This is a genomic window from Desulfovibrio subterraneus (assembly GCF_013340285.1).
GTDB classification, from domain to species: Bacteria; Desulfobacterota; Desulfovibrionia; order Desulfovibrionales; family Desulfovibrionaceae; genus Halodesulfovibrio; species Halodesulfovibrio subterraneus.
The window spans coordinates 417,772-438,811 of sequence record NZ_BLVO01000016.1 but is presented as its reverse complement, the minus strand read 5'-3'; the positions used below and the strand labels follow the sequence as shown (position 1 = coordinate 438,811).

The 21,040-nt window shown below is 56.1% G+C and carries 18 protein-coding genes; 16 read left to right on the top strand and 2 right to left on the bottom strand.

Annotated elements, in window-relative coordinates:
- Positions 1-4: 4 nt before the first annotated feature.
- From HUV30_RS16300 to HUV30_RS16260, 9 genes are all read left to right on the top strand, one after another.
- Complete coding sequence (locus tag HUV30_RS16300; RefSeq protein ID WP_174406562.1) at positions 5-778, top strand: 4'-phosphopantetheinyl transferase family protein; 774 nt, start codon at positions 5-7, stop codon at positions 776-778.
- 229 nt (positions 779-1,007) lie between these two features.
- Positions 1,008-2,195 (top strand): ABC transporter substrate binding protein, encoded by a 1,188-nt coding sequence (locus tag HUV30_RS16295; RefSeq protein WP_174406561.1) that lies wholly within the window; start codon positions 1,008-1,010, stop codon positions 2,193-2,195.
- Positions 2,196-2,236: 41 nt separating this feature from the next.
- Positions 2,237-2,842 carry a YcjF family protein gene (locus tag HUV30_RS16290; protein ID WP_174406560.1) on the top strand — a complete coding sequence of 202 codons (606 nt, stop codon included), beginning with the start codon at positions 2,237-2,239 and terminating at the stop codon, positions 2,840-2,842.
- Positions 2,843-3,104: 262 nt separating this feature from the next.
- On the top strand, positions 3,105-4,790 hold the full coding sequence (locus HUV30_RS16285; RefSeq protein WP_174406559.1) for an ATP-binding cassette domain-containing protein: 1,686 nt from the start codon (positions 3,105-3,107) through the stop codon (positions 4,788-4,790).
- Complete coding sequence (locus HUV30_RS16280) at positions 4,787-5,377, top strand: hypothetical protein (RefSeq protein ID WP_174406558.1); 591 nt, start codon at positions 4,787-4,789, stop codon at positions 5,375-5,377. Before HUV30_RS16285 ends, HUV30_RS16280 begins: the two co-directional genes overlap by 4 nt.
- Complete coding sequence (locus tag HUV30_RS16275) at positions 5,374-6,540, top strand: prohibitin family protein (RefSeq protein WP_174406557.1); 1,167 nt, start codon at positions 5,374-5,376, stop codon at positions 6,538-6,540. Before HUV30_RS16280 ends, HUV30_RS16275 begins: the two co-directional genes overlap by 4 nt.
- An 11-nt stretch (positions 6,541-6,551) precedes the next feature.
- Positions 6,552-6,719 carry a hypothetical protein gene (locus tag HUV30_RS16270; RefSeq protein ID WP_174406556.1) on the top strand — a complete coding sequence of 56 codons (168 nt, stop codon included), beginning with the start codon at positions 6,552-6,554 and terminating at the stop codon, positions 6,717-6,719.
- Between the two features lie 59 nt (positions 6,720-6,778).
- On the top strand, positions 6,779-7,975 hold the full coding sequence (locus tag HUV30_RS16265; RefSeq protein WP_174406555.1) for an ABC transporter substrate binding protein: 1,197 nt from the start codon (positions 6,779-6,781) through the stop codon (positions 7,973-7,975).
- A 10-nt stretch (positions 7,976-7,985) separates the two neighbouring features.
- Positions 7,986-10,604 carry an MFS transporter gene (locus HUV30_RS16260; RefSeq protein ID WP_174406554.1) on the top strand — a complete coding sequence of 873 codons (2,619 nt, stop codon included), beginning with the start codon at positions 7,986-7,988 and terminating at the stop codon, positions 10,602-10,604.
- Here HUV30_RS16260 and HUV30_RS16255 read toward each other — a convergent pair.
- Complete coding sequence (locus tag HUV30_RS16255; protein WP_174406553.1) at positions 10,573-11,454, bottom strand: formyltransferase family protein; 882 nt, start codon at positions 11,452-11,454, stop codon at positions 10,573-10,575. The genes HUV30_RS16260 and HUV30_RS16255 overlap by 32 nt on opposite strands.
- Before the next feature lie 389 nt (positions 11,455-11,843).
- Between HUV30_RS16255 and HUV30_RS16250 the strand changes: the two genes are divergently transcribed.
- The 6 genes from HUV30_RS16250 to HUV30_RS16225 all read left to right on the top strand — a co-directional run bounded on the left by HUV30_RS16250 (position 11,844) and on the right by HUV30_RS16225 (position 16,731).
- Positions 11,844-12,161, top strand: a complete 318-nt coding sequence (locus HUV30_RS16250; protein WP_174406552.1) for a hypothetical protein — start codon at positions 11,844-11,846, stop codon at positions 12,159-12,161.
- Between the two features lie 335 nt (positions 12,162-12,496).
- Positions 12,497-13,498 (top strand): ABC transporter substrate-binding protein, encoded by a 1,002-nt coding sequence (locus HUV30_RS16245; protein WP_174406551.1) that lies wholly within the window; start codon positions 12,497-12,499, stop codon positions 13,496-13,498.
- On the top strand, positions 13,495-15,429 hold the full coding sequence (locus HUV30_RS16240) for a SpoIIE family protein phosphatase (RefSeq protein WP_174406550.1): 1,935 nt from the start codon (positions 13,495-13,497) through the stop codon (positions 15,427-15,429). The genes HUV30_RS16245 and HUV30_RS16240 overlap by 4 nt, the downstream gene beginning before the upstream one ends.
- Before the next feature lie 35 nt (positions 15,430-15,464).
- Positions 15,465-15,794, top strand: coding sequence for an STAS domain-containing protein (locus HUV30_RS16235; protein ID WP_174406549.1), 330 nt, complete (start codon positions 15,465-15,467; stop codon positions 15,792-15,794).
- Between the two features lie 11 nt (positions 15,795-15,805).
- On the top strand, positions 15,806-16,234 hold the full coding sequence (locus HUV30_RS16230) for an ATP-binding protein (RefSeq protein ID WP_174406548.1): 429 nt from the start codon (positions 15,806-15,808) through the stop codon (positions 16,232-16,234).
- Positions 16,235-16,401: 167 nt separating this feature from the next.
- Positions 16,402-16,731 (top strand): DMT family transporter, encoded by a 330-nt coding sequence (locus HUV30_RS16225; protein WP_174406547.1) that lies wholly within the window; start codon positions 16,402-16,404, stop codon positions 16,729-16,731.
- Between the two features lies 1 nt (position 16,732).
- On the opposite strand, the gene HUV30_RS16220 is transcribed toward HUV30_RS16225, so the two are convergent.
- Positions 16,733-18,196 (bottom strand): ATP-binding protein, encoded by a 1,464-nt coding sequence (locus HUV30_RS16220; RefSeq protein ID WP_174406546.1) that lies wholly within the window; start codon positions 18,194-18,196, stop codon positions 16,733-16,735.
- A 562-nt stretch (positions 18,197-18,758) separates the two neighbouring features.
- Between HUV30_RS16220 and HUV30_RS16215 the strand changes: the two genes are divergently transcribed.
- Positions 18,759-20,957, top strand: coding sequence for a SulP family inorganic anion transporter (locus HUV30_RS16215; RefSeq protein ID WP_174406545.1), 2,199 nt, complete (start codon positions 18,759-18,761; stop codon positions 20,955-20,957).
- Positions 20,958-21,040: the final 83 nt, after the last annotated feature.

The following is a 21,040-nucleotide window of genomic DNA, read 5'->3' as shown; positions in this document are numbered from 1 at the left end:
CGCCATGGCCATGCCGGACTCGCTCGCCAGCCTGCATGTTCCCCCTGTCGGGGACAGTGCAATTCTCTGTGTGGGGCTGCGTCTGGAAGGTGATGCGCAGGACTGGATAGCCGCCAGCCTGCCCTTTGTGACGAGGGATGAGAGAGAACGGGCAGGAAGGTTCATCCACGCTGCAGACGCCGCGCGGCATATGGTAGGCAGAGCGCTTGCCCGGCGCTGTCTTGAGGCTGCGCTCAACCGCCCCGTACCTGAAGCGTTTTCTGTTACGCGATGGGGCAAGCCGCAGCTTGAAGACACAGACGTGGACTTTTCCATCTCACACTCGGGCGGCATGGTCTGGACAGCATTGTGCCGCAGCTGCCATGTGGGCATAGACGTGGAAGAAATACGCCCCGTTCCGGAGCTGGAAGTGCTTGCGGCCGCGCTGCACCCGCACGAACAGGCGGGCGTTTTCGCAGTTCCTGAAGAAGAACGCCTGCGCATCTTCTACCGCTGCTGGACCCGCAAGGAAGCCGTTCTCAAAGCCGCAGGTACAGGACTGAACATGACCATGGACAGCTTTCAGGTCTGCACAGACAGTAAGACGGATGCATGGCTCATCTCGCTGCCTCCGGATGATACGCCTGAAACCGGTGGCTCCGAAGGTTCCGGCTGCTGGACGGTCCGCGACATCAACACGGAGGCTGCCTACCACTGCAGCATGGCCGCGTGCGCGCCGCAGCTTGACGTTGCCGTTTTCCGCCTCCCGGATGCAGCCCCTGTGACAGAGCAGATATGACCCGGGCCAGCTGACGCAAAACGGCCGGTACCTATACGCAGAGTGAACCGGCTGACTCTGTTATTTGCGGACCTCTGCGAAGCATCTTGCGGACCGCGCTCGCAAGAGTTGCCGCCTGTGGAGTTATAACGGCCCCAAGTTCATGTAGACTATAACACTTTTCGTCTGATACATTGTCGACCACACTATAATCGGGTGTATTACAACTGCACTACGGACAGGCTGATCAATGAAGAACAGTCACACCAGCATTCTCCGGCATATTGCCGCCCTTGCCGCGTTCTGCCTTTTCATGGCGGCCAATGCGGTGCCGGTTGCATGCGCCGGCACACCCGCTGCTGCCCTAATTGCTGCCACCACGGCGGCAGGCACCACGCCCCTTTCCCCGACCGGCCCGGCCAGCTCCATTGCCACGACCGGCAATAGCACGACTGCCCCTCTCAAAACCGTCGCCTATTTCGAAGCCGGACCTTACTGGGAATTTTCGCTCATCTACAAACAGGTTCGTGCCTCGCTCGAGCAGCGCGGCCTGCTGCAGCATCTGAACTTTCCGCAAAGCCTGTACATAAGCCCGGGTTGGAATGCCTCAAACGCCGACTACCGGCGGGAAGCCGCAAAGCTCATGACCAATTCGTCCGTGGACATGATCCTCGCCATGGGAACGGCAGCCACCAAGGCGCTGCTTGCTGAGAACAACGGCATTACCCCCATCATGTCCATTGACGTGGCCGACCCCGTGGGCGCGGGAATAGTGGATGCGCAGACGGGCAAAACCGCCCCGAACCTCACCATCCAGTATCAGCGCGACAAGTGGTACAAGGTGTTCACCCTGTTCCATCAGGCCCTGCCCTTTTCCCGTCTGGGCATCATGTACCACGACAGCCCCGAGGGGCTCTCCTACTCCAACGTGAACGAGGCCCGCGAGGTTGCGCGTGAACGCGGTTTCACCCTTGTGGAATACCCCTATCTGGACAAGGCGGAGAGCATGGACACCTGCACCAAAGGTGTTAATGCCCTGCTGGATCAGGGAGTGGACGCCTTCTACATCTCTGCCCTCAACTGTTTCGACTGGACGCAGGGCAACCCGCAGCCCATGTTCGACACCCTGAACAGCCGCAAGATACGGACATTTGCCCGCGACGGCAGCATCCACGTGCGGCGCGGCGCGCTCATGGGGCTCTCCACCCTGAACTATCTTCCGCTGGGCAGATTCTATGCCGACCGCATAGGACAACGGCTGAATCTGCTCCCCCCGACAGCAGTTCTGGAAAAGGAATCATATACGCCCAAGATAACTTTGAATATTGTTACCGCCAGCAATCTCGGCATCGACCTGCCCCTTCTCCTGCTCATTTCCGCCGATGAAATTTTCGATTCCACGCTCGCGGGCGTTCAGAATGCGACTATGGCCCAGTAGTTTCCTTGAAAACCTGAAAAGACCATTATGAGGCTATGACAATGGCTAAAAAGCATGAAGACGTTGAAGAACAGGCCGCAACCCTGGAAGCGGAAGCTGTTGAAAACGCTGAAGCAGCCCCTTGCAACTGCCCCGCTGAAGACGCTGTGGATGCCATTATCCGCAAGCGCGTGTATGCCGCCATCGGTGTAGGCTTTGTGCCTGTTCCGCTTGTGGACTTTGCCGCGCTCACGGCTGTGCAGCTGGAAATGATCCATGCCCTTTCCAAGGCGCACGGCGTGGAATTCAAGAAGGAACGCGCAAAGTCCATCATCTCCGCCCTGTGCGGCGGCGCACTGACCACGGCCAGCGTGCCGCTGGCTGCCTCCCTGCTGAAGAGCATTCCCGTCATCGGCTATACCGCCGGTGCCGCCACCATCAGCATCATGGGCGGTGCCAGCACCTATGCCCTCGGCTGGGTCTTCGACCGTCACTTCAGAAACGGCGGCACCCTTGGCAACCTTGATGTGAACGAGGCAAAGGCCTACTTCAAGACCAAGATGGAAGAAGGCAAGGGCATGGTCTCCAAGATGAAGCAGAAGATCAAAAAGTCTCCTGCCGAAGCGGAAGAGCCCAAAGCAGAAGAGCAGGCAGCCACACCTGCATAGCGTTTTCCTGTCAGGTTTTCAGGAAGATCACCGGAGGGAGTACTATACTCCTTCCGGTGCTTTCCGATGTTCCTGCCGCGGCCGGAAACATCCGAAGCCTTCAGCGCTGCTGCCGGAAGGCAGTCTCTGCTGCGGGAACAAAACCCGCTGCTGCCGGAAACGGACAACAGGGGTTTCGATACATCGCCTGAAACAGGACAGCCATGGTCCGGAAGCCGGGCCACCATTTGTGTAAATACGAAATCCGGGACGCACAAACTCGATGCTGCAACTGAACAACTCGCTGTTTCTCAAACTCCTCCGCACGCAGGCGGGCGCAGAAGGGCCCAGGCTTGCTGCTGCATGTCTGGCCTCCGGCGTCATGCAGGGGCTTGCCGTGTTCACCGTCCTGCAAGGACTTGAGCAGCTCTCGGATGAAGGCATTCAATTCCACACCTTTCTCGCCTTTCTGATCTGCCTCGGCTCGTTCTACTTCCTGTTCCGGTACATCACAGGCCGCTCGGCGCAGATTGCCCTGCGCGGCATCATGGAATGGCGCATGCGCATTGCCACAAAGCTGCGCAGCATCTCCCTGCTGGAATACGAGAGGCTGGACAAAAACCGCGTTCAGACTGCTCTGCTCGACGGGCGCGAACTGGTGGTGGAAGCCGCGCGCATGCTCATGGCCACCGCAGCCAACATCGTCATGATTTTCGTGGCGTGCGCCAAGATGCTCACCGTATCCGTGCAGGGCACCATATGCGTGTTCCTGTTCATGGGCGTGGGCCTTTGGGTCTTCCTGCGGATTGTGAACAGCGTGCACGCCCACATGGGCCCCGCCATGCAGGCGGACCAGAATTTCAGTGCAAGCCTGCGCGACCTGCAAGAGGGCCTGCAGCAGCTCAAACTGCACAAGCCCAAAACTACCGACCTGTTCGGCAACCAGATCATTCCCGGACTGAACACCGCCTCCGACGCCAGAGAGATGGTGGAAGGCAAGCATGCGCTCGGTATTTCCTTTTTCGCCATGTTCAACCTGCTAATTCTGGGCCTTATCCTGTTTCTTCTGCCCGGGCTGCTCGACCTTGCTCCGGAGGATACCTCCACCCTGCTGGTGCTGTGCATGTTCAGCCTCACCCCGCTGATCAGCCTTGTCAGCTTTGTCCCCATGCTGTCCAAGGTGGAGTTCAACCTGAACGAGCTGGCCGATGTGGAAGCACGGCTGGATAACGTTGCCGAACGGTTTGAGGAACAGGGCGTGCAGACACGCTGGCAGCATGCGGACCCTGTTATCCCACAATTTTCCCACCTGCAGCTGCGCGACATCCGCTTCGATTATCACGACCGCAACGACATGCGCCTTTTCGGCATTTCGGTGGATGAATTCACCCTCAACAAAGGTGAACTTGTTTTCATAGGCGGCGGCAACGGATCGGGCAAATCCACCTTCATGAAGGTGCTGGCCGGACTGTATACCCCGCACGCCGGAGAAATCATCCTGAACGACACGCGCATTGCCGACATTAACATGGAAGCCTACCGCAACCTGTTCACCGTGGTTCCCACGGATTATCACCTGTTCTCGCGCCCGCTCGGCCTGCATGTCACGCCGGAGCGCCTGCAGGAGGTGCTTGCCACCATGCGCATTGAAACCAAGGTGCACCTGACGGAAGACGGAAGGTTCTCGACGCTGGATCTCTCCGCAGGTCAGCGCAAGCGCCTTGCCCTTGCCTGCGCCCTGCTGGAGGAACGTGACGTGTATCTCTTTGACGAGGTTGCAGCAGATTTCGACCCCGTTTTCCGGCGCTTCTTCTACGAGGAACTGCTGCCGGACATCACCAGACGGGGCGGCACGGTACTGGCTATTTCGCACGACGACCGCTTCTTCCATGTTGCGGACAGGGTGCTGACCATGCAGGACGGTTTCTTCCGCAACGGCGCACAAAACAGCGAGGAAGGAACCCGATGAGCGCCTGCTTCGCACCACGTCCGTCCGGCATTCTGCCCGTCCGGCTACTCCGGAACATCAGACTCGCACGTTTTTTCCGCAGCACTCCGGCAGCCCGCACGGTGCGCATATGCCTGTGCACGGCGCTTCTGTGCCTGCTTCTTGCCCCCGCAGAAACCACCACGGCCCGTGCGCAGGATCTTAAGGGTAAAACCAACATCAACCTTGTGCGGGACCGCTACAGAAAAGTCAGCCGGACCCTGCCCTCAGTCGTCAATGCACAAGAGAATGAAGAGGCAATCCGTGAACGGCTCAGCTGCTACGAGGGATATCACGACTACACACAGCGAATTAAGATCTGCAACAATACCTACATCAAAGAAGTCGTCCGGCTTGCACGCAAATCCATCCATTCCCGCCCGAGCCTTGGCGAGTTCGTTCTCAATGTCGGCATCTGCCCCGTGCTCTTCAATCTCTGCATAGGGCAAACCGATAATGACAGGGAACGATGCATTCTTTTCGAACGCCAGTGCATAGACTACACGCTGGACGTCTACTGGCGGGGTGCAGCTCAGTACACACAACAAACATACCGGTTGAATCAATGAAACAACTCTATACGAAATTCCGCCTCATGCTGCGCCGGAACCGCGTACGTCTTGTGTGCACGGGCGTTATCCTGACGCTTATTCTCGCATTCCTGTGGCCCAGCATCGTGATAACGATACGGCCAGGTGAGCTTGGCGTGCTCTATTCGCGCTTCTTCGGCGGTACCCAGCTGGACAGAAGCTACAACGAAGGGCTGCACATCATCCAGCCGTGGGACATTCTCTACATCTACGATGTCCGCATTCAGGAAGAGACACAGAATATCGATGTGCTTACCGTGGATGGTCTCACCATCAACGTGCAGGTTTCACTGCGTTTCCAGATCATACGTGACAGACTGCCCACGCTGCATCAGGATATCGGCCCCAATTTCCGCAACAAGGTCATCATTCCCATCATGAACTCGGCAGTTCGCCAGACCATAGGCAACTACAGACCGGATGATCTGTATTCCACGGCCCGTCAGGAACTGCAGGACCAGATGCTCGTTGATGCCGTTGAAGAAATGGGGCGCATTCCCATTCTCATCCACGGGTTTGTCGTAAAGAGCATCACCCTGCCCGAGGTGCTGCGCAAAGCCATAGAAGACAAGCTGGTCGCGGAACAGAACTACCTGCGCTACAATTACCTGCTGCTCGAAGCAAAGCAGGAGGCGAAACGCAAGGCCATTGAGGGCGAGGGCATCCAGATGTACCAGAGCCTCGTGAACAAGAATATGACCCCGAACTTTCTGCGGTATGAAGGCATAAGGGCCACCAAGGAACTGGCAGCCTCGCCCAACGCCAAGATCGTGGTTGTGGGCGGCAAGGACGGCCTGCCCCTTATCCTGAACACCGAGTCACAGCCCGCCCCTGCACCGGCAGGCAAAGAACAGGCTTCTCCGGATGCCCTGCCCGACGCTGCAAAGGCTCAGACGGCTGCTACAACGCCGGAAGCCGGTACAACACAGGATACCGGGACACCCGGCGCAGCTCAACCGGCTAAACCCGGATCTGCAAAGGCAACGGACGGCAAGACGCCCGAACAGCCCAAACAGCCCGAACAGGGCAAGACGCAGCAAGACGCAAACTTGCCGCCCTCTGACGAAAGCGTCATGGAGTTCATAAAACGGCTGGATAAAACCCTGCTGGCCCCCAACGCGGCAAAAACGCCAAAACCATAAGAGAGGCAACCGTGCAACTTCTGCTCATTCTATTATGCGTGAGTACGCTTGTCGGACTGCTTGGCATCAACACCCGTTTCGGCTTCTGGGGCAACTTTTTTGCAAGCATGCTGCTTACCCCCGTTGTGGGGCTTCTGCTCGTTGTTGCAGCATCCGGCAAGCGCCCGAAACCCGAGTAACCATGCGGGCCATGTGATTTGATAAGGGCTCACACAGCCGTGAGCAAGGACAGACTCCCATGCACGTCGCAACACAGGCTCCGCAACCGGAGGCAGCGCAGTTTTCCGGGTTCCCCGGAGCTGCTGCAGCCGGTGCCGTACCGCAGACCGGCCCGCAGTCTGCCCGCCCCGCTTCAATACGGTGCAGCTTCTGCCGCCTACCGCTGCTTTCTTCGCTCGTTCTTCTGCTGTTTCTTGTAACAGGCGCGCAGCCTGCTGCCGGAGAAACAAATCAGCAGGCCGTCACCAAACGCATCGGCTATCTCGAAGCCGGTCCTTTCTGGCTGTATGAGAGAACCTGGAGCGCGTTTCAATCCGCCATGGCCCGCAAGGACGGCATACGCTGCGACTATCCGCAGGATGCCTTCATCAGTCCCGGCTGGGCTCCGGAAAACATGAAAACACTGCCGGATCGGGCTGCGGAGCTGATGCGCCGCAACGATCTGGACCTTGTTGTGGGCATGGGCACAGCCGCGGTCAAGGCACTGCTCGCCGCCAACAACGGCAAAACGCCCATTCTGGGCATGGGCATGGCAGATCCCATTGCAGCGGGCGTTGTGGTCAGCGCGCAGGATTCCGGCGTGGACAACTTCACCTGCCGCGTCACGGTGGACCGTTGGTCATCCATGTTCCGCGTTTTCTACGACGTGGTCAGGTTCAGGAAGATGGGCATAATGTACAACGACAGCCCCGAGGGACAGGTCTATTCGGCCGTTGACGATGCACGGGCCATTGCTTCCGAACTGGGCTTTTCCCTTGCTGAGTATGGCGGACTTTCCTCGTCGGAATCTGCCGAGGAATGCGGCAAGGGGCTTGAGGCGCTGCGCGCACAGGGCATGGATGCCTTCTTCATAGGCCCGCTCAATTGCTTCGATATAGAGGGCAGCAGCATGGCCCCCCTGCTGGGCCAGCTCAATGCGTGGAAGATACCCACCTTTGCGCGCGACGGCTCGGAATACGTCAAGGCCGGTGCGCTGATGGGCTTTTCCACATGGGATTTTGCCCCCACAGGGCAGTTTCTATCCAATCTCGCGCACGCCATGCTGTCTGGCACGCAGCCAAGATCTCTTTCCATGCTCGTCCGGTCTGAACCTTCCATTGCCCTCAACCTTGCCACGGCAAAGGCCATAGGCTTTGATTTCCCCTTCGACGTGCTGGTCACTGCGGATGAACTCCACGAAACCATCACCCTGCCCGATCCGAATGCCAACCAGTAGGAGAAACACCGTGTCCGGCACTTCCATACGCAGGTTGCGTGTGCACATGATGCTGCTTTCGCTGGGGGTGCTGATACTCACCCTCGGCTTCAACCTGCTGCTTTCCGTTTCCACACTGGATTCGCTGGCGGCAGATGTCATACTTTCCGGTTATCGCAGCTCCGGCGAGCACTTTGCCAGAAGTGTGGAACGGGGCATGCGCTTCGGCAAGCCGCTGGAATCCTATGCGGGTATGGGAGAAATGCTCAGGCAGGTGCAGCTCGGCACCCGGGGCGTTACCCGCATGGAGATCGTGGATGCCACGGGCGCGGTACTGTATACACAGGCCGGCACGATGGAAGGGATTTCCCGATCCGGCGACGAAACGGTGTCCGGACAAGATAGCAGTCAGATTTCAGGCCGCTCAGGCGGCCCCGCTTCCGGTCAGGCTGCAAACGAAAAGGGCGATAATACAGACCCGAATGCAAACCGGACCAGACCGGATGATCTGAAGCTCATGCAATCCGGCCAGGCATCTCCGGCCGACGCCGTCATACAACTTGCCGACGGCTATCGCATCCTCATTCCCCTGCAAAACAAGGGGCTTGCTGGCTGGCTTGCCATGGAAATTTCCGCAGAACAGGTGGACAGGGCCGCTGGCAGCTTTCTGCACTGGTCACTGGGACTTGCCCTTGGCGCCTGCATAGTTGTGACGCTGATTCTCACAGGCTGGCTGGGCATGCTCACCGGCACGGACGAGAACAGAAGCTCCCTGCACACTTCTCTGGGCAGGCTGCTGCTGGTGCTGATAGGCGGAACGCAGCTGGCCTACTCCGCAGGCACCCTCGTGCTCTTTGATTCCTTTGTGGAGCAGGCCGTGCGGACCAAGACGGAAATCATTGCCACCTCCGTCAAACGGGATTTCGAATATCTCATCCACAAAGGGGTGGATGTGGTCACACTGCGGGGCAAAGACCAGTTGCTGCAACAGGTGGTTGAAGCCACACCGGAACTGAAGGGAGCCTATCTTGTCACGCCGGACGGCAAGACCGTTGCATCGGCCGGAGTATTCTCCAGCGCGGATACGGCCATTGAAAGGCCCCTCGATGCCTATTGGACGAACCGGTTCTCGCAACGCCAGCACGTCATGCTGCTCAGGCTGGTGCTGGACAGGGGAACCATTACAGAACGGCTGTTCCGCCTCGCCATGGACCTTGGCACCTCTCTGCTCATCAGCCTTCTCTTTCTCATGGAACTGGCCAAACTGCTGGGGCTTGTCATCTCAAAAAGCCTGACACCGGATGGTGCGCAGAACAATAGTTCATACGCCGCGCAGGCCCTGCGGGCTGCAGGGTTCATCTTCTTTCTCGGCTACGACATGGGCATCAGCTTCATCCCGCTGCTCGCGCGCAAGTTGTACCAGCCATTCTGGGGACTTTCGGAAGAGATTGTCATCGGCCTGCCCATCTCGGCAGAGATGGTCAGCGCGGGAATAGCCCTGCTTGTTTCGGGCACCTTTTCCCAGCGCCACGGCTGGCACACAACCTATCTGCTGGGGATTGCTTCGGCTGCGGCCGGACTCCTGCTGGGGGGGCTGGCCACCAACCTTCCCATGCTCATTGCGGCGCGGATCATTGCCGGATTCGGTTTCGGTCTGGTGCTCATGGCGTCTCAGCTGGGTACGCTCGGCAGCGCAAAAGCCGGAGCCGGATTGGCCGGAGTGTTCGCAGGAATATTCTCCGGCAGCATTTGCGGTTCCGCCGCGGGTGCCATGATTGCGGAACATATGAGTTTTGAAGCCGCGCTGTTGACCGGAGCCGTCATCATTCTGTTTGCAGCCCGCGCCGTTCTGTTCGGCAGGGCGACCCCCGCGTCCGATACAAACGTGGCTGTCGCCTTGGGTAGAAACACTGCCTACGCCTCGGGCACAAACGCGGCTTTCGCGTCCGATACAAACGCGGCTTTGGCCTCTGGTACGAACGCAGCTTCCACAACAGTATCCGCAGCAGGCTCCGGAGCCGCAAAACTGGCTGCAGCCTCACCCTTTACCGGCAGCTCGGGCCTGCTGAAAGACCCGCGCATGCACCTTATTCTGTTGCTGGCGGGCATTCCTGCGGCCATCTGCCTTACCGGCTTTCTGCACTACATGCTGCCCCTGCTCCTGAACGCAGAGCATGTGGAACAGGCCGACATCGGCCGCATTTTCATGCTCTACGGCCTCTGCTTCATCACGGCCGGTCCGCTGATAGGCAGATGGATAGACCGCACGGCAGACAAGGCCGTCTTTCTCATGCTCATGGGACTGCTCTCAGGTGTGGCCCTTCTCCTTGGCACCGGCAAGGGCGTCTTCATGGCGGCTTTTGCGGTCGTGGCACTCGGGCTGGCGCAATGCATCGCCGCACCGGCGACAATGCTGTGCGTTCTTGCCCTTACATCGGCTCAACGACTGGGGAAGGAAAAGACGGCGTCCATCTACAGAAGCATGGAACGCATAGGACAGGTCGCAGGCCCCATGCTGTTCGGGGGAGCCATTGTCGCCCTTGGGTCGCAGCAGGCTCTCACGCTCATGGGAGTCGGCATCTGTAGCGCCGCACTGGTGTTCATGGCGGCCTGGCGGTTCAGCTCTCCAAAGAACTCTCCAAAGAACTGACCAGCTGTTCCAGTGCGGGCATGTGCGCATCGTGCATGCCGTCCGGCAGAAACTGCGACAGGAATTCAAGATAGTCGCCGGGCAGGACCAGATGCCCGCCCTTGCGCATGAATGCCTGCAGCTCTTCCTCTGTCGGATAGGAATAGTACTGCCGCCCTTCACCGGTCTGCGGCGTGGCCTTCAGTGCTCTTCCTGCCTCCAGCTCAGGCAGGTGATGCATGAGCACCTCAATACCCGCAAAATAGGTATGCACGAAATTCCACAGAACAGACCTGTCATAGGCTATGTCGTGCCAGCCGATCTCCACAATCGGCCCGGTGTCCAGCCCTGCATCAAGCTGGAACATTGTACAGCCGGATTGCGCATCTCCCCGCTCCATGGCCCGGTAGGGACTGCACAGGCCCTGCAACGCAGGCAGCGCACCCGGATGAAGGCCGTACGTACCCAGCGCGGGGATTGAAAACACCGCTTCGGGGATAATGTAGTCGTACCGGCAGGAAATGATGAGATCAGGCGCCAGCTCCCGCATACGCTGCACAGAGGCGGGAGAACGGATTGCCCCCCGGAGCTCCATCTGAACGCCATATCGCGCAGCCAGTCCTGCATAGGTCAGGTACCGCGCCTGCGAACCTTCAGGAAAGCGGGCATCCAGATAGGGGAAAATATGCTCCAGAATCCAGTCCCGCTCGTGCAGGACAAGAGTTGCAGCCAAGCCCTCAGCCTTCTCTGCCGCCAACACATAGTCGGACAGCATCACAAACACTTCATGCCGGCCTGCAAACCCTTCCAGAAGCCTGTTCAGAGCCAGACATCCCGCCAGATCCATCTTGGAGCAAATAGCTATTTTCAACTGCAATTCCTCGGTGAATGAAGGGAATATGCCAATATCATTCAAAACACTTCTGCTGCAGCGACAGGGACGGGAGCAGCCAGCCCGGTATGATTTATATCTATCGGCTTCGCCCATCAACACATTATTTAACCATGCCGGCATGTTCAACCTAATCACAGTCGTGGCATGCAACGCATGGCTCCCATCAAAGTATCACAACCCGCCTCTCCGATTCTGCCTCTGATATGCAGCAAAGCAATATACATACAGCATGATGCCTGACTTCCTTTGTGATAACAATGAACAGGCATATACTAAGAGATGTCGGATACGGAATTTTCCCTGCTAAATTTGGACATTAGAAAGGTTACCAGTCTACATCACTACGTGCCCCAATACGAATTGCCATGTATTACATTCTTACCGGAAGAAAGATACAAAACTCCGCAGACGCAAAGAACATCAACGCAATCAACGAGTACTACGAATTCAGCCGGATAGTCGCAAAAGGTAATACCTTCTTGAAAATCGCAATGAATAATCACATGCCTTTTGGAGGCAAAACAGTCGCCAGAAATGTGGCTGAACATATCCCCATCCTTGATAAGGGAAAACTTGTCGGTGCATTCAAGCTCTGTTCCCTCGGTCAACAGAAAGCCGATCGTGCCGCACAGACACTTCACTCTTCCCCCCTCCCCTGCACCTGCGCATCGCCCGCCAATTGACAACACTCTAAATAAACATGTAAAAAAACCTTATGGATACGGGATACGCACCTGTTGAAAATCCAAATGCCGCGACCACCATCGGGGCAAAGTTCAATGTTGATAAAGCAAGAGTGGAACGATAACTTAAACGCATTATTCAGAACCTGAACGCCAAACGAAAACTGCGTGTCAAAGGACGCCCCCTGTAACTTGCAGGTACCCGTCCGCACTCTGTTGTGAAGAATCTATAACCGATTTCAACAATGAACTTGCGCAGCTGGTTTCCTCAGATTACTCACATGAGCCGGGTTGCACTGGCGCTGTCGCATACAGACTCTATTGAGGATAAAGAAATGCTCCCCGCTCGTCCTTCCCGCCTTCGCTCCCCGCGAAGCATACTGCTCTGCTATGTGTCGTGCATACTCCTGTGCCTTTGCCTTGCCCTGAGCGCCCACGCTGAAAAGCAGGTTAAACTGGTTCTGCACTGGTATCCTCAGGCCCAGTTTGCCGGGTACTATATGGCTGTGGAAAAAGGATTTTACTCCAGCCGTGGCCTTGATGTGCAAATCCTGCCCGGTGGAGCCGACATAGGCCCCTTCGACTGGCTTGAGCAAGGCAAAGCGGACTTCGCCCTCGGTTTTCTGTCCACAGCCATTCAACGGCGGAACGGCGGACTTGATGTCGTGCACGTCGGTCAAGTGGTGCATGACTCGGCACTCATGCTCATTGCGCACAAAAAGAGCGGAATACGCTCTCTGGCCGATCTGGCCGGAACACGGATAGGCGTATGGGGGACAGATTTTCAAATCCAGCCCCGCGCTCTCTTCAAGCAGCAGAACATCCGTGCCACCATCATTCAGCAGGCACCTTCCATGGACCTGTTCATGCGCGGCGGATTGGATGTTGTTTCAGCCATGTGGTACAACGAATACCACACCCTGATGTCATACGGGCTGGAACAGAGCGAGATGACCACATTCTTCTTCCGCGATCTGGGCCTCAACTTTCCCGAAGACGGTCTATACTGCCGCCGGTCTGCGCAGATGACTCCCCAGACCATCGATGCCATGCGAAAAGGAACGGCCGAAGGGTGGGATTATGTATTTGCGCATCCGGACGAGGCCCTTGAGCTTGTCCTCCGCGTCATGAAAGCCAATAAGGTCCGGGCCAACCGCAGCCACCAGCGATGGATGCTGGCGAGAATGCGCGACATCATCCTGACCGGGGGGCGAAAAAGCACAGACCTCACCTTGTCTGAAAAGGCCTTCGGGCAGGCGTCCCAGGTCCTGCTGGCAGGCGGGTTCATCCGGGCAATTCTGCCCTATGAAGATTTCATCTGGCAGGACCACCCATGAGACGTTCAGGAATAGCCACCAAACTGACCGCACTTATTCTGAGCTGTGCCATCCTGATTCTCGGACTGGTGGTAGGCTACACATACCGCGCGTCCCGTGCCAGCATAATCGAAATGGCGCACGAAAACGCAGCCGCTCTGGCACAGGCCACTGCAAACAAAATCGGGGCTGTGTTTTCCGAAACTTCCAAAGTTGCCGCGACCATGGCGGTGAGTCAGGAAGACATCAAGATCAACGAACCTCAGATCGTGAACATGAGCAAGCGCATTCTGTCTGCCAATCCCGGCATTTTCGGCATGGCAGTGGCGTTCAACCCGTTCGCGTTTGACCGTTCGCGAGAACTCTACGCTCCCTACACACACCGAACGGGCCGCAAGGTCACCACGGACATCCTTGGAGGGCCGGAATATCAGTATCCCTACATGGACTGGTTCCAGCTTGCCCATGAACTGAACAAGCCCATCTGGACTGAGCCTTATTTTGATAGCGGAGGCGGAAACAGTCCCATGATTACGTTCGCCACGCCCTTCTCGCGTCGCACCCCTCAGGGGATGCAGCAGGTTGGTGTGGTTACTGCGGACATTGAACTCAACTGGCTGCAGACAATCGTAAACGACATCAAAGTGTACGAAACAGGCTTTGTCTTCCTTCTTTCCCGCCACGGCACGTTCATTGCCCACCCGATTCAGGACATGGTCATGAACGAAACCATTTTCACCTACGCGGAAGAAGTCGGCGTTCCTGAAATACGTGAACTCGGCAAACGCATGGTTGCCGGTGAGTCAGGTTTTATCAGGCTTCCGCCGGTAGCCAAATTTGGCGTTGTCCATGTTACCTACATCCCGTTGCCAGGCCAGAACTGGTCTCTGGGCGTTGTCATGCCGGAATCGGAACTGCTTGCCAGCCTGCACAGCCTTACCAACACAATCATCGCCATCAGTGTTGTGGGAGCCTTGTTGCTCGCAGGCATGGTAACGCTTGTTTCCCGTTCCATCATTCGTCCCCTGCAAACACTCACCGGCGTTACCGGCGAGATCGCCAAGGGAAATCTGGACATAGAGCTGCCGGCCATTGCTTCCGGAGATGAGGTGGGCGACCTTGCAGAATCTTTCTCTGCCATGAAGCGTGACCTGAAAACGCATATTGCCAAACTGACCACCACGACAGCCGCCAAAGAACGGATAGAGTCGGAGCTGCGCATTGCCCGCGATATTCAAATGGGCATTCTCCCCAAAATATTCCCTGCGTTTCCGGAACGGACCGAGGTGGATGTCTATGCGACCATTGTCCCTGCCAAGGAAGTCGGCGGCGACCTGTATGACTTTTTCTTTATAGATGACAAACAGTTCTGTTTTCTTGTCGGCGATGTCTCCGGTAAAGGCGTTCCGGCTGCATTCTTCATGGCTGTAACGAAAACCCTGCTCAAAGCCGTTGCTGAACGCAGTGCAGAGCCCGGTACAATTCTGGCCAAGGTGAATGACGATCTGGCCGCAGACAACCCTTCCTGCATGTTTGTAACGCTCTTTCTGGCTATTCTTGATATGGAGACAGGCACGTTGCGGTATGCCAACGCCGGACATAACCCGCCGCTACTGCTCAGCCTCAAGGATGGTCCGCAGTGGGTTGAAACGCTGGAAGAACCCATGGCCGGCGCCATGCCGGATATGACCTATACGACCAGAACAATGCAGTTAATGCCCGGAGACACCCTTTTCATGTATACGGACGGCGTAACCGAGGCCATGAACACCAACGGTGGCCTGTATGAGGAAAGCCGCCTGCTGGAGACTCTTACGCGCCTTGCCGGTGAAGACATCACCACCCAGATACGGGGGGTGGAGGCTTCTGTGGCCGCATTTGCCGGAGAGGCAGAGCAATCCGATGATATTACCATGCTGGCGGTGCGCTACGTCGGCCCCCGGTCAGCATGAGAAACCTTATTTGAAAAATAGTTTCAGGAGAACACATGAACATCGCATGCACTCTTTCCAACAATCGTGCTTTGGTAGAACTTTCCGGTCGGATGGATGCCGTAACCGCCCCTGCGTTCGAGCAGCATTGTGATTCTCTGATAACGCAGGGAACCACTGCCGTCATCGCAGACATGTCCGGCCTTGAATACATAAGCTCCGCAGGGCTGCGCAGCATACTGTCGTCTGCCAAGAAGCTGCGCGCAGCAGGGGGCAGCCTCTCGTTTTGCGGCATGACCGGAATGGTGGATGAAGTGTTCCGCGTTTCCGGTTTTCTGAAAATGTTCCGTGTGTTTGCAACAAAAGACGAGGCCCTTGCAGAATGACACAAAACTGCGTGACCCTCCGAATCCCGGCAACGCTGGATAGCCTTGCCGGGGCTCAGGCCTTCCTCCGCGAGAGAAGTACCGCACTGGGAGTGCCGGAATTGCTTTTGGGGCGTCTTGAGCTGGTTTTGGAGGAGCTGGTCGTCAACATAGGCAGCTATGCCTATCCGGACGACGAGGGTGACATGGAAGTGGGGTGTGAAGTTCTGAGGGAAGCACCGGGCGCCCCTGCAATGCTCTGCATCATACTGCGCGACTGGGGTGTGCCCTTTGACCCGCTGGGCAAGGAGACCCCTGATCTGGACGCCGATATTGAATCGCGGCCTGTTGGCGGACTCGGCATTTATCTCATCCGGGAACTGACGGATCGCTGCGAGTACCAACGAAATGGTGACGCCAACGAGTTCAGAGCCTACCTCCGCATGGAGGATACACAGTAGCGCACACAGACCGCTGCAAACCTCTCCGTTCTCCGCTGTGCCACACAGGTTTCCGCGCAGAATGCTCCTGTTCCTGAAACCAGATTGATACTCATGTCATGCGCGGCCGGTCTGGCAGATCACGCAGCCATGGCACGCATTCCGACACTATTAGCAAGGTGAAATATATGTTAGAAAGCTGGATTATCCTTTTCCTGTCTATTTTTTGTGAAGTTACCGGAACCTCATGCCTGAAACTATCGGATGGGTTTTCCAAAATCATTCCGACCATTTCTGTTTTTGTCTTTTATGGCCTGGCCCTTTGGGGACTCTCTGTAGTGGTAAAAAAAATGGATGTCAGCATCGCCTATGCAGTGTGGTCCGGCGTAGGGACAGCAACCGTGGCTGTGATCGGCATTTGTCTTTTTGGCGAGCGGGCAACAGCCGTCAAAATGTGCTCTCTGTTACTGATAATCATAGGAGTAGTAGGCCTTAACTATACGTCTTCAGGAAAATAATCTAAACGGCCCTGTCTTCCCAGCATCCAGCAACATACTCTTTCAGTTTTTTCGCAAAATCAGAGAAAGTATGTACCGATTCAAAACCTGGCTCAACACCGTTCAAATACTGCAGCATCAGATTTTCACTGCAGTTGTACCCTGATGACACACCGGCAAAGAAGAATCCCATAGACTCAAATTCGCTGCACATTTCCAAAGTCATCGAGTTTGAGAGAGGGAGCCCGAGCTGGATGGATGGAATCCCTTGAACGACAGCCTTGTAAACCTCACTCTTCAGATGCGAAAGAGTATCAGGGCCGTATTCCTTTACCACGATTAACATCCAGCCTTCCGTGAATCCCACATCCGTCACGATGTGCGAAGACCCGCCCATTGAACCACTACCGGCAGTACCTTCAGCAACCGGTGGCTCAATTGCCATGTTTGCGTAAATATCCAGAATCATTTCCCGATGGCGGGGCGGAAGGAACAAGGGGGCAGGGCTCATTTCCCCAAGATATCTCACAAAACCAAGAGTTCCTATTCTATGAGATTCGGACTCTTCATTCTGCGTATGGCGAGAAGCCGTATTCAGCGCAAGATACAAGGCGTTTTCCGAAAACCCATCAGCCAGACACCCTTTTTGCGCGTATACATGATTGGTCACGACATACGAATTGATAGCGTACACCCCGCGACACTTGGCATCTTCAACCAGTATTGCAGGCAGTTTTGCAGCATCGCGGCTTTTATAATTTTTATCACTCACCACATAGGTCAACTCCTCCACCCGATCTCCTGAAATATCCTTCAAAAGAGCAAAGTGGGCTATCAGCTCTCCACATTCAGCCTCGGAAACTACTGAAACCATTTTCTTTTCAGCGAGCATTTCCCGAACCATATCTGGATAGTATATACTCTCACCGAACAAGACTGCATCATGCGACCTTAAAACAAGACGGGAAATATTTTCTGCGTCTTCAGGCACTGCAAATCTTTTTATATGTTCTGTGTTAACTCGCAGAACTTTTTTTCTGGCGCCTGTATCCTGAACTTTTTGTTCTGGAATATACTTTTCAAAATACAGTTCCCTGGCTCCGTCTTCACCAACATAAACACGGAAATTGTCCGACATATTTTTTACGAGATGGTAGCTTAATCCTGTTGTGTCATTGTACTTTGACACTCTTTGGGAATTATACTGAGGCAGCTTTTCCGGCTCCAGAGGCAGGCAAAAGCTGCGAATTTTGACCCCGATTCCTGACGTTATAGTATAAAATGTAATATCAACTTCATCATCCGCTCCCCCAAACCCCATCTCGATCGAGTTGGTCAGAGCTTCCTCCACAACAAGGCAAAACGTCTGCACATCTTTCGGTGAAAATCCTCTCACCCTCGCGCTTTCGCGGGCTGCGCTGCAAGCTACTGATATATTCTCTACATTCTCAGGGAGCTGCATTCCGAATATTTTTTTGCTCTTCATCAACGTCACCTTGGTATTATATAGCTGACATTCAAACAAATCTGACCCTTCCGGATGAACACCACAACACGTACGCTATCGCACACCGGCTGATCCCGCTTTTCGCCTGACCAGACTGAGAATAAAGGAATGAAAATGCTTGCCATGCACAGCGTCAGGTTCACCTGCCTGTTCCGGCCGTGTACGCAAAACAGCTCCGATTACCCCACAACGTCGGCCCGTGTAAAACAGTGTTTTCAACAATACCGCGCATGCTTACCTATGCCCCGCTTTCCCGAGCTGCCTCAATAATGGCTTGCAGCTCTTTAATACCCGCCACAGCGAAAAAACAGTACAGAGGGACGTCTCCCGCTTACTTGCCGCGCTGTGCGATCGCATTTGAAATATCCCGGAAAGAGTGTGCCTGCCTTCTTCCCCCTGCCATGTGGCACACCATAATCCGCCGCAGGAAAAGCTCATGCCTCAAACGCATTTGATCCATTGCTGTTTGTGACAATTCTCCTTATAAAGCAAGCAACTTGCCGCCAGACCTGACACGAGAAGCGGCGCCGGAGGAAGTTGCATGAAAAGCCTTTTCAAAGAGCTCGCCGAAGACGCCACGTCGCCCAAAATGGTTCCCGCTCTGGCCCTCGGGCTTGTCATCGGCGTACTGCTTGTCGTGATAGGCGTTTCCTTTGCCGCCATGATCTTTTCCGGACCGTTGGCCCCGCTGGCAACCCGCGGTGCAGGGCTCACTCTTTTCGGAGCTGCCTCCCTGTGCGGCTTTCTGGCTCTTTCCAGCTCCTTCCGTGCAGCCATATCGACACCGCAAGACGCACCCGTGGCCGTTCTGGCCACCATGGGCGTGCCCGTGGCAGCTGCAATGGGCATGTCGGACCCCAACGCCACATTTGCCACCATGCTCGCCGCAATGAGCATTGCCACCCTTGCCACGGGCATTGCGCTGGTAGCCATAGGACAATTCCGGCTCACCAGATATTTCCGCTTCATGCCCTATCCGGTTGTAGGCGGATTTCTCGCCGGCGGCGGCTGGATGCTTGTCAAAGGCGGCATTTCCGTAATGAGCTCCATTTCGCCGGATATTGACACCCTGCCGATGCTGTTTGAAGGCATGCACATCTGGAAGTGGAGCCCCGGAGCCCTGTATGCCATTTCGCTATGGCTGGTGCTCAAACGATGGTCGCACTTTCTGATTCTGCCCTGCTCCATTGTGATGGTCACAGCAGCCTACTACGTGGCCTTTCACGTCCTCGGCATATCCCTGATAGATGCCCGCGCGGAAGGCATCCTTCTTTCAGGCGTTCCCTCCTCGGGCCTCTGGCCCGCCTTCTCCCTTTCCGATCTGCAGGCTGTGCGCTGGGATGTCGTGTTTGACCAGACCCCCATCATGATCACCGTGATGCTCGTAACCATGATGGGACTGTTGTTGAACATAAGCGGTCTGGAGCTTGGAAGCGGCACGGATATCGATTTTGACCGCGAATTTCGCAACGCCGGGCTTGCCAATACACTGGGCGGCCTTGGCGGAAGCGCCCCCGGTTCGCACACGCTTTCGCTCTCGCTCTTATGCAGTTCCAGCGGGGCTTACACCCGCCTTGCGGGCCTGATCACTGCGGGCGTTATCGCCGCGGTGCTTTTCATGGGCGGCAGTGTGCTTGAGTACTTCCCTCTGCCGGTTTTGGGAGGGCTGCTGGTCTTTTTGGGCATAGACATAATGGACAGCTGGCTCCGGGCCACCCGTCGCCGACTTCCCCTTTCCGACTACCTTGTTCTCGGCGTCATATTTCTCGTCATCTGCTTTTCGGGATTTCTTGAAGGCGTTGCAGTCGGTCTCGTCATCACGGTGGTGCTGTTCATAATCCGTTTAAGTAGGGTGGACATCATCCACGGCAACTTTACCGGCCTCACCCTTCACAGCAGGATAAACCGTTCCATTCCCCAGCGGACAATTCTCCAGCAGCATGGGGAACACATCCGTGGGTATACATTAAACGGCTACCTGTTTTTCGGCTCTGCCTCCCTTCTGGTAGAAACCCTGAAGCAGGAGCTGCGCAAAACCCCGCAGCCATGGTGCATCCTTCTGGATTTCAAAGGGGTTTCAGGATTTGACATATCCGCCGCAAACGCCTTCCAGCGTTTCATTGCCTCGGCCCATGCGGAGCATGTACGCATTGTACTTACCGAGACTTCTCCGCGTTTCATGAACATGCTTCAACGGATTCTGCCGGCAGGGAGCTTCAATACTCTGGTGACCGCACAGGATCTCGACCGGGGAATGGAAGCGTGCGAAGAAATCATTTTGACCGAATATGCAGAGCGGACGGCGCAACAGGCAAACGCCGAGGATATGCTGTTCGAACAATCCGTTGATGATATGATGGCGCATCTGGACCGGCAGGTTCTCTTTGAGGAACTTGTGGAAAACCTGCGTCCGTGGCTGCAGGAATGCCACTACGAAGGCGAAACGCCCCTTGTACTGAAAGGGGAAGCCCAGCAGGGACTGCAGATGCTTGTATGGGGCTCTGCAACGGCCACGGATTTGGACGGAGGCGCCCGATTGGCCCACCTTCGTGCAGGCGATGTGCTGGTACCGCAGGCGGCCTTTGCCCCCTTCGTCGCACGGGAACACATTGTGGCTGACGGCCCATGCCGTACGGTTATGCTCACCGCTCAGGCAAGGCTTCTTATGGAACAGGAAACCCCTGACCTTGCCCTGCGGCTCGACCGCTACATCATCTCTTCATGGAACGGCACGGCCTGATACTGGGTCGCCCATAGCGGACGCGGACAACGTCTTCCTGGCTCAAACGAGGCACGGAGCTATGGACGAAGACCGGAACAATA

What these genes read in the sequence shown, in the direction of transcription:
- HUV30_RS16300 (WP_174406562.1), top strand. Translation starts at nt 5, where the DNA reads ATGGCCATGCCGGACTCGCTCGCCAGCCTGCATGTTCCCCCTGTCGGG.
- HUV30_RS16295 (WP_174406561.1), top strand. Translation starts at nt 1,008, where the DNA reads ATGAAGAACAGTCACACCAGCATTCTCCGGCATATTGCCGCCCTTGCC.
- HUV30_RS16290 (WP_174406560.1), top strand. Translation starts at nt 2,237, where the DNA reads ATGGCTAAAAAGCATGAAGACGTTGAAGAACAGGCCGCAACCCTGGAA.
- HUV30_RS16285 (WP_174406559.1), top strand. Translation starts at nt 3,105, where the DNA reads ATGCTGCAACTGAACAACTCGCTGTTTCTCAAACTCCTCCGCACGCAG.
- HUV30_RS16280 (WP_174406558.1), top strand. Translation starts at nt 4,787, where the DNA reads ATGAGCGCCTGCTTCGCACCACGTCCGTCCGGCATTCTGCCCGTCCGG.
- HUV30_RS16275 (WP_174406557.1), top strand. Translation starts at nt 5,374, where the DNA reads ATGAAACAACTCTATACGAAATTCCGCCTCATGCTGCGCCGGAACCGC.
- HUV30_RS16265 (WP_174406555.1), top strand. Translation starts at nt 6,779, where the DNA reads ATGCACGTCGCAACACAGGCTCCGCAACCGGAGGCAGCGCAGTTTTCC.
- HUV30_RS16250 (WP_174406552.1), top strand. Translation starts at nt 11,844, where the DNA reads ATGTATTACATTCTTACCGGAAGAAAGATACAAAACTCCGCAGACGCA.
- HUV30_RS16245 (WP_174406551.1), top strand. Translation starts at nt 12,497, where the DNA reads ATGCTCCCCGCTCGTCCTTCCCGCCTTCGCTCCCCGCGAAGCATACTG.
- HUV30_RS16240 (WP_174406550.1), top strand. Translation starts at nt 13,495, where the DNA reads ATGAGACGTTCAGGAATAGCCACCAAACTGACCGCACTTATTCTGAGC.
- HUV30_RS16235 (WP_174406549.1), top strand. Translation starts at nt 15,465, where the DNA reads ATGAACATCGCATGCACTCTTTCCAACAATCGTGCTTTGGTAGAACTT.
- HUV30_RS16225 (WP_174406547.1), top strand. Translation starts at nt 16,402, where the DNA reads ATGTTAGAAAGCTGGATTATCCTTTTCCTGTCTATTTTTTGTGAAGTT.
- HUV30_RS16220 (WP_174406546.1), bottom strand. Translation starts at nt 18,196, where the DNA reads ATGAAGAGCAAAAAAATATTCGGAATGCAGCTCCCTGAGAATGTAGAG.
- HUV30_RS16215 (WP_174406545.1), top strand. Translation starts at nt 18,759, where the DNA reads ATGAAAAGCCTTTTCAAAGAGCTCGCCGAAGACGCCACGTCGCCCAAA.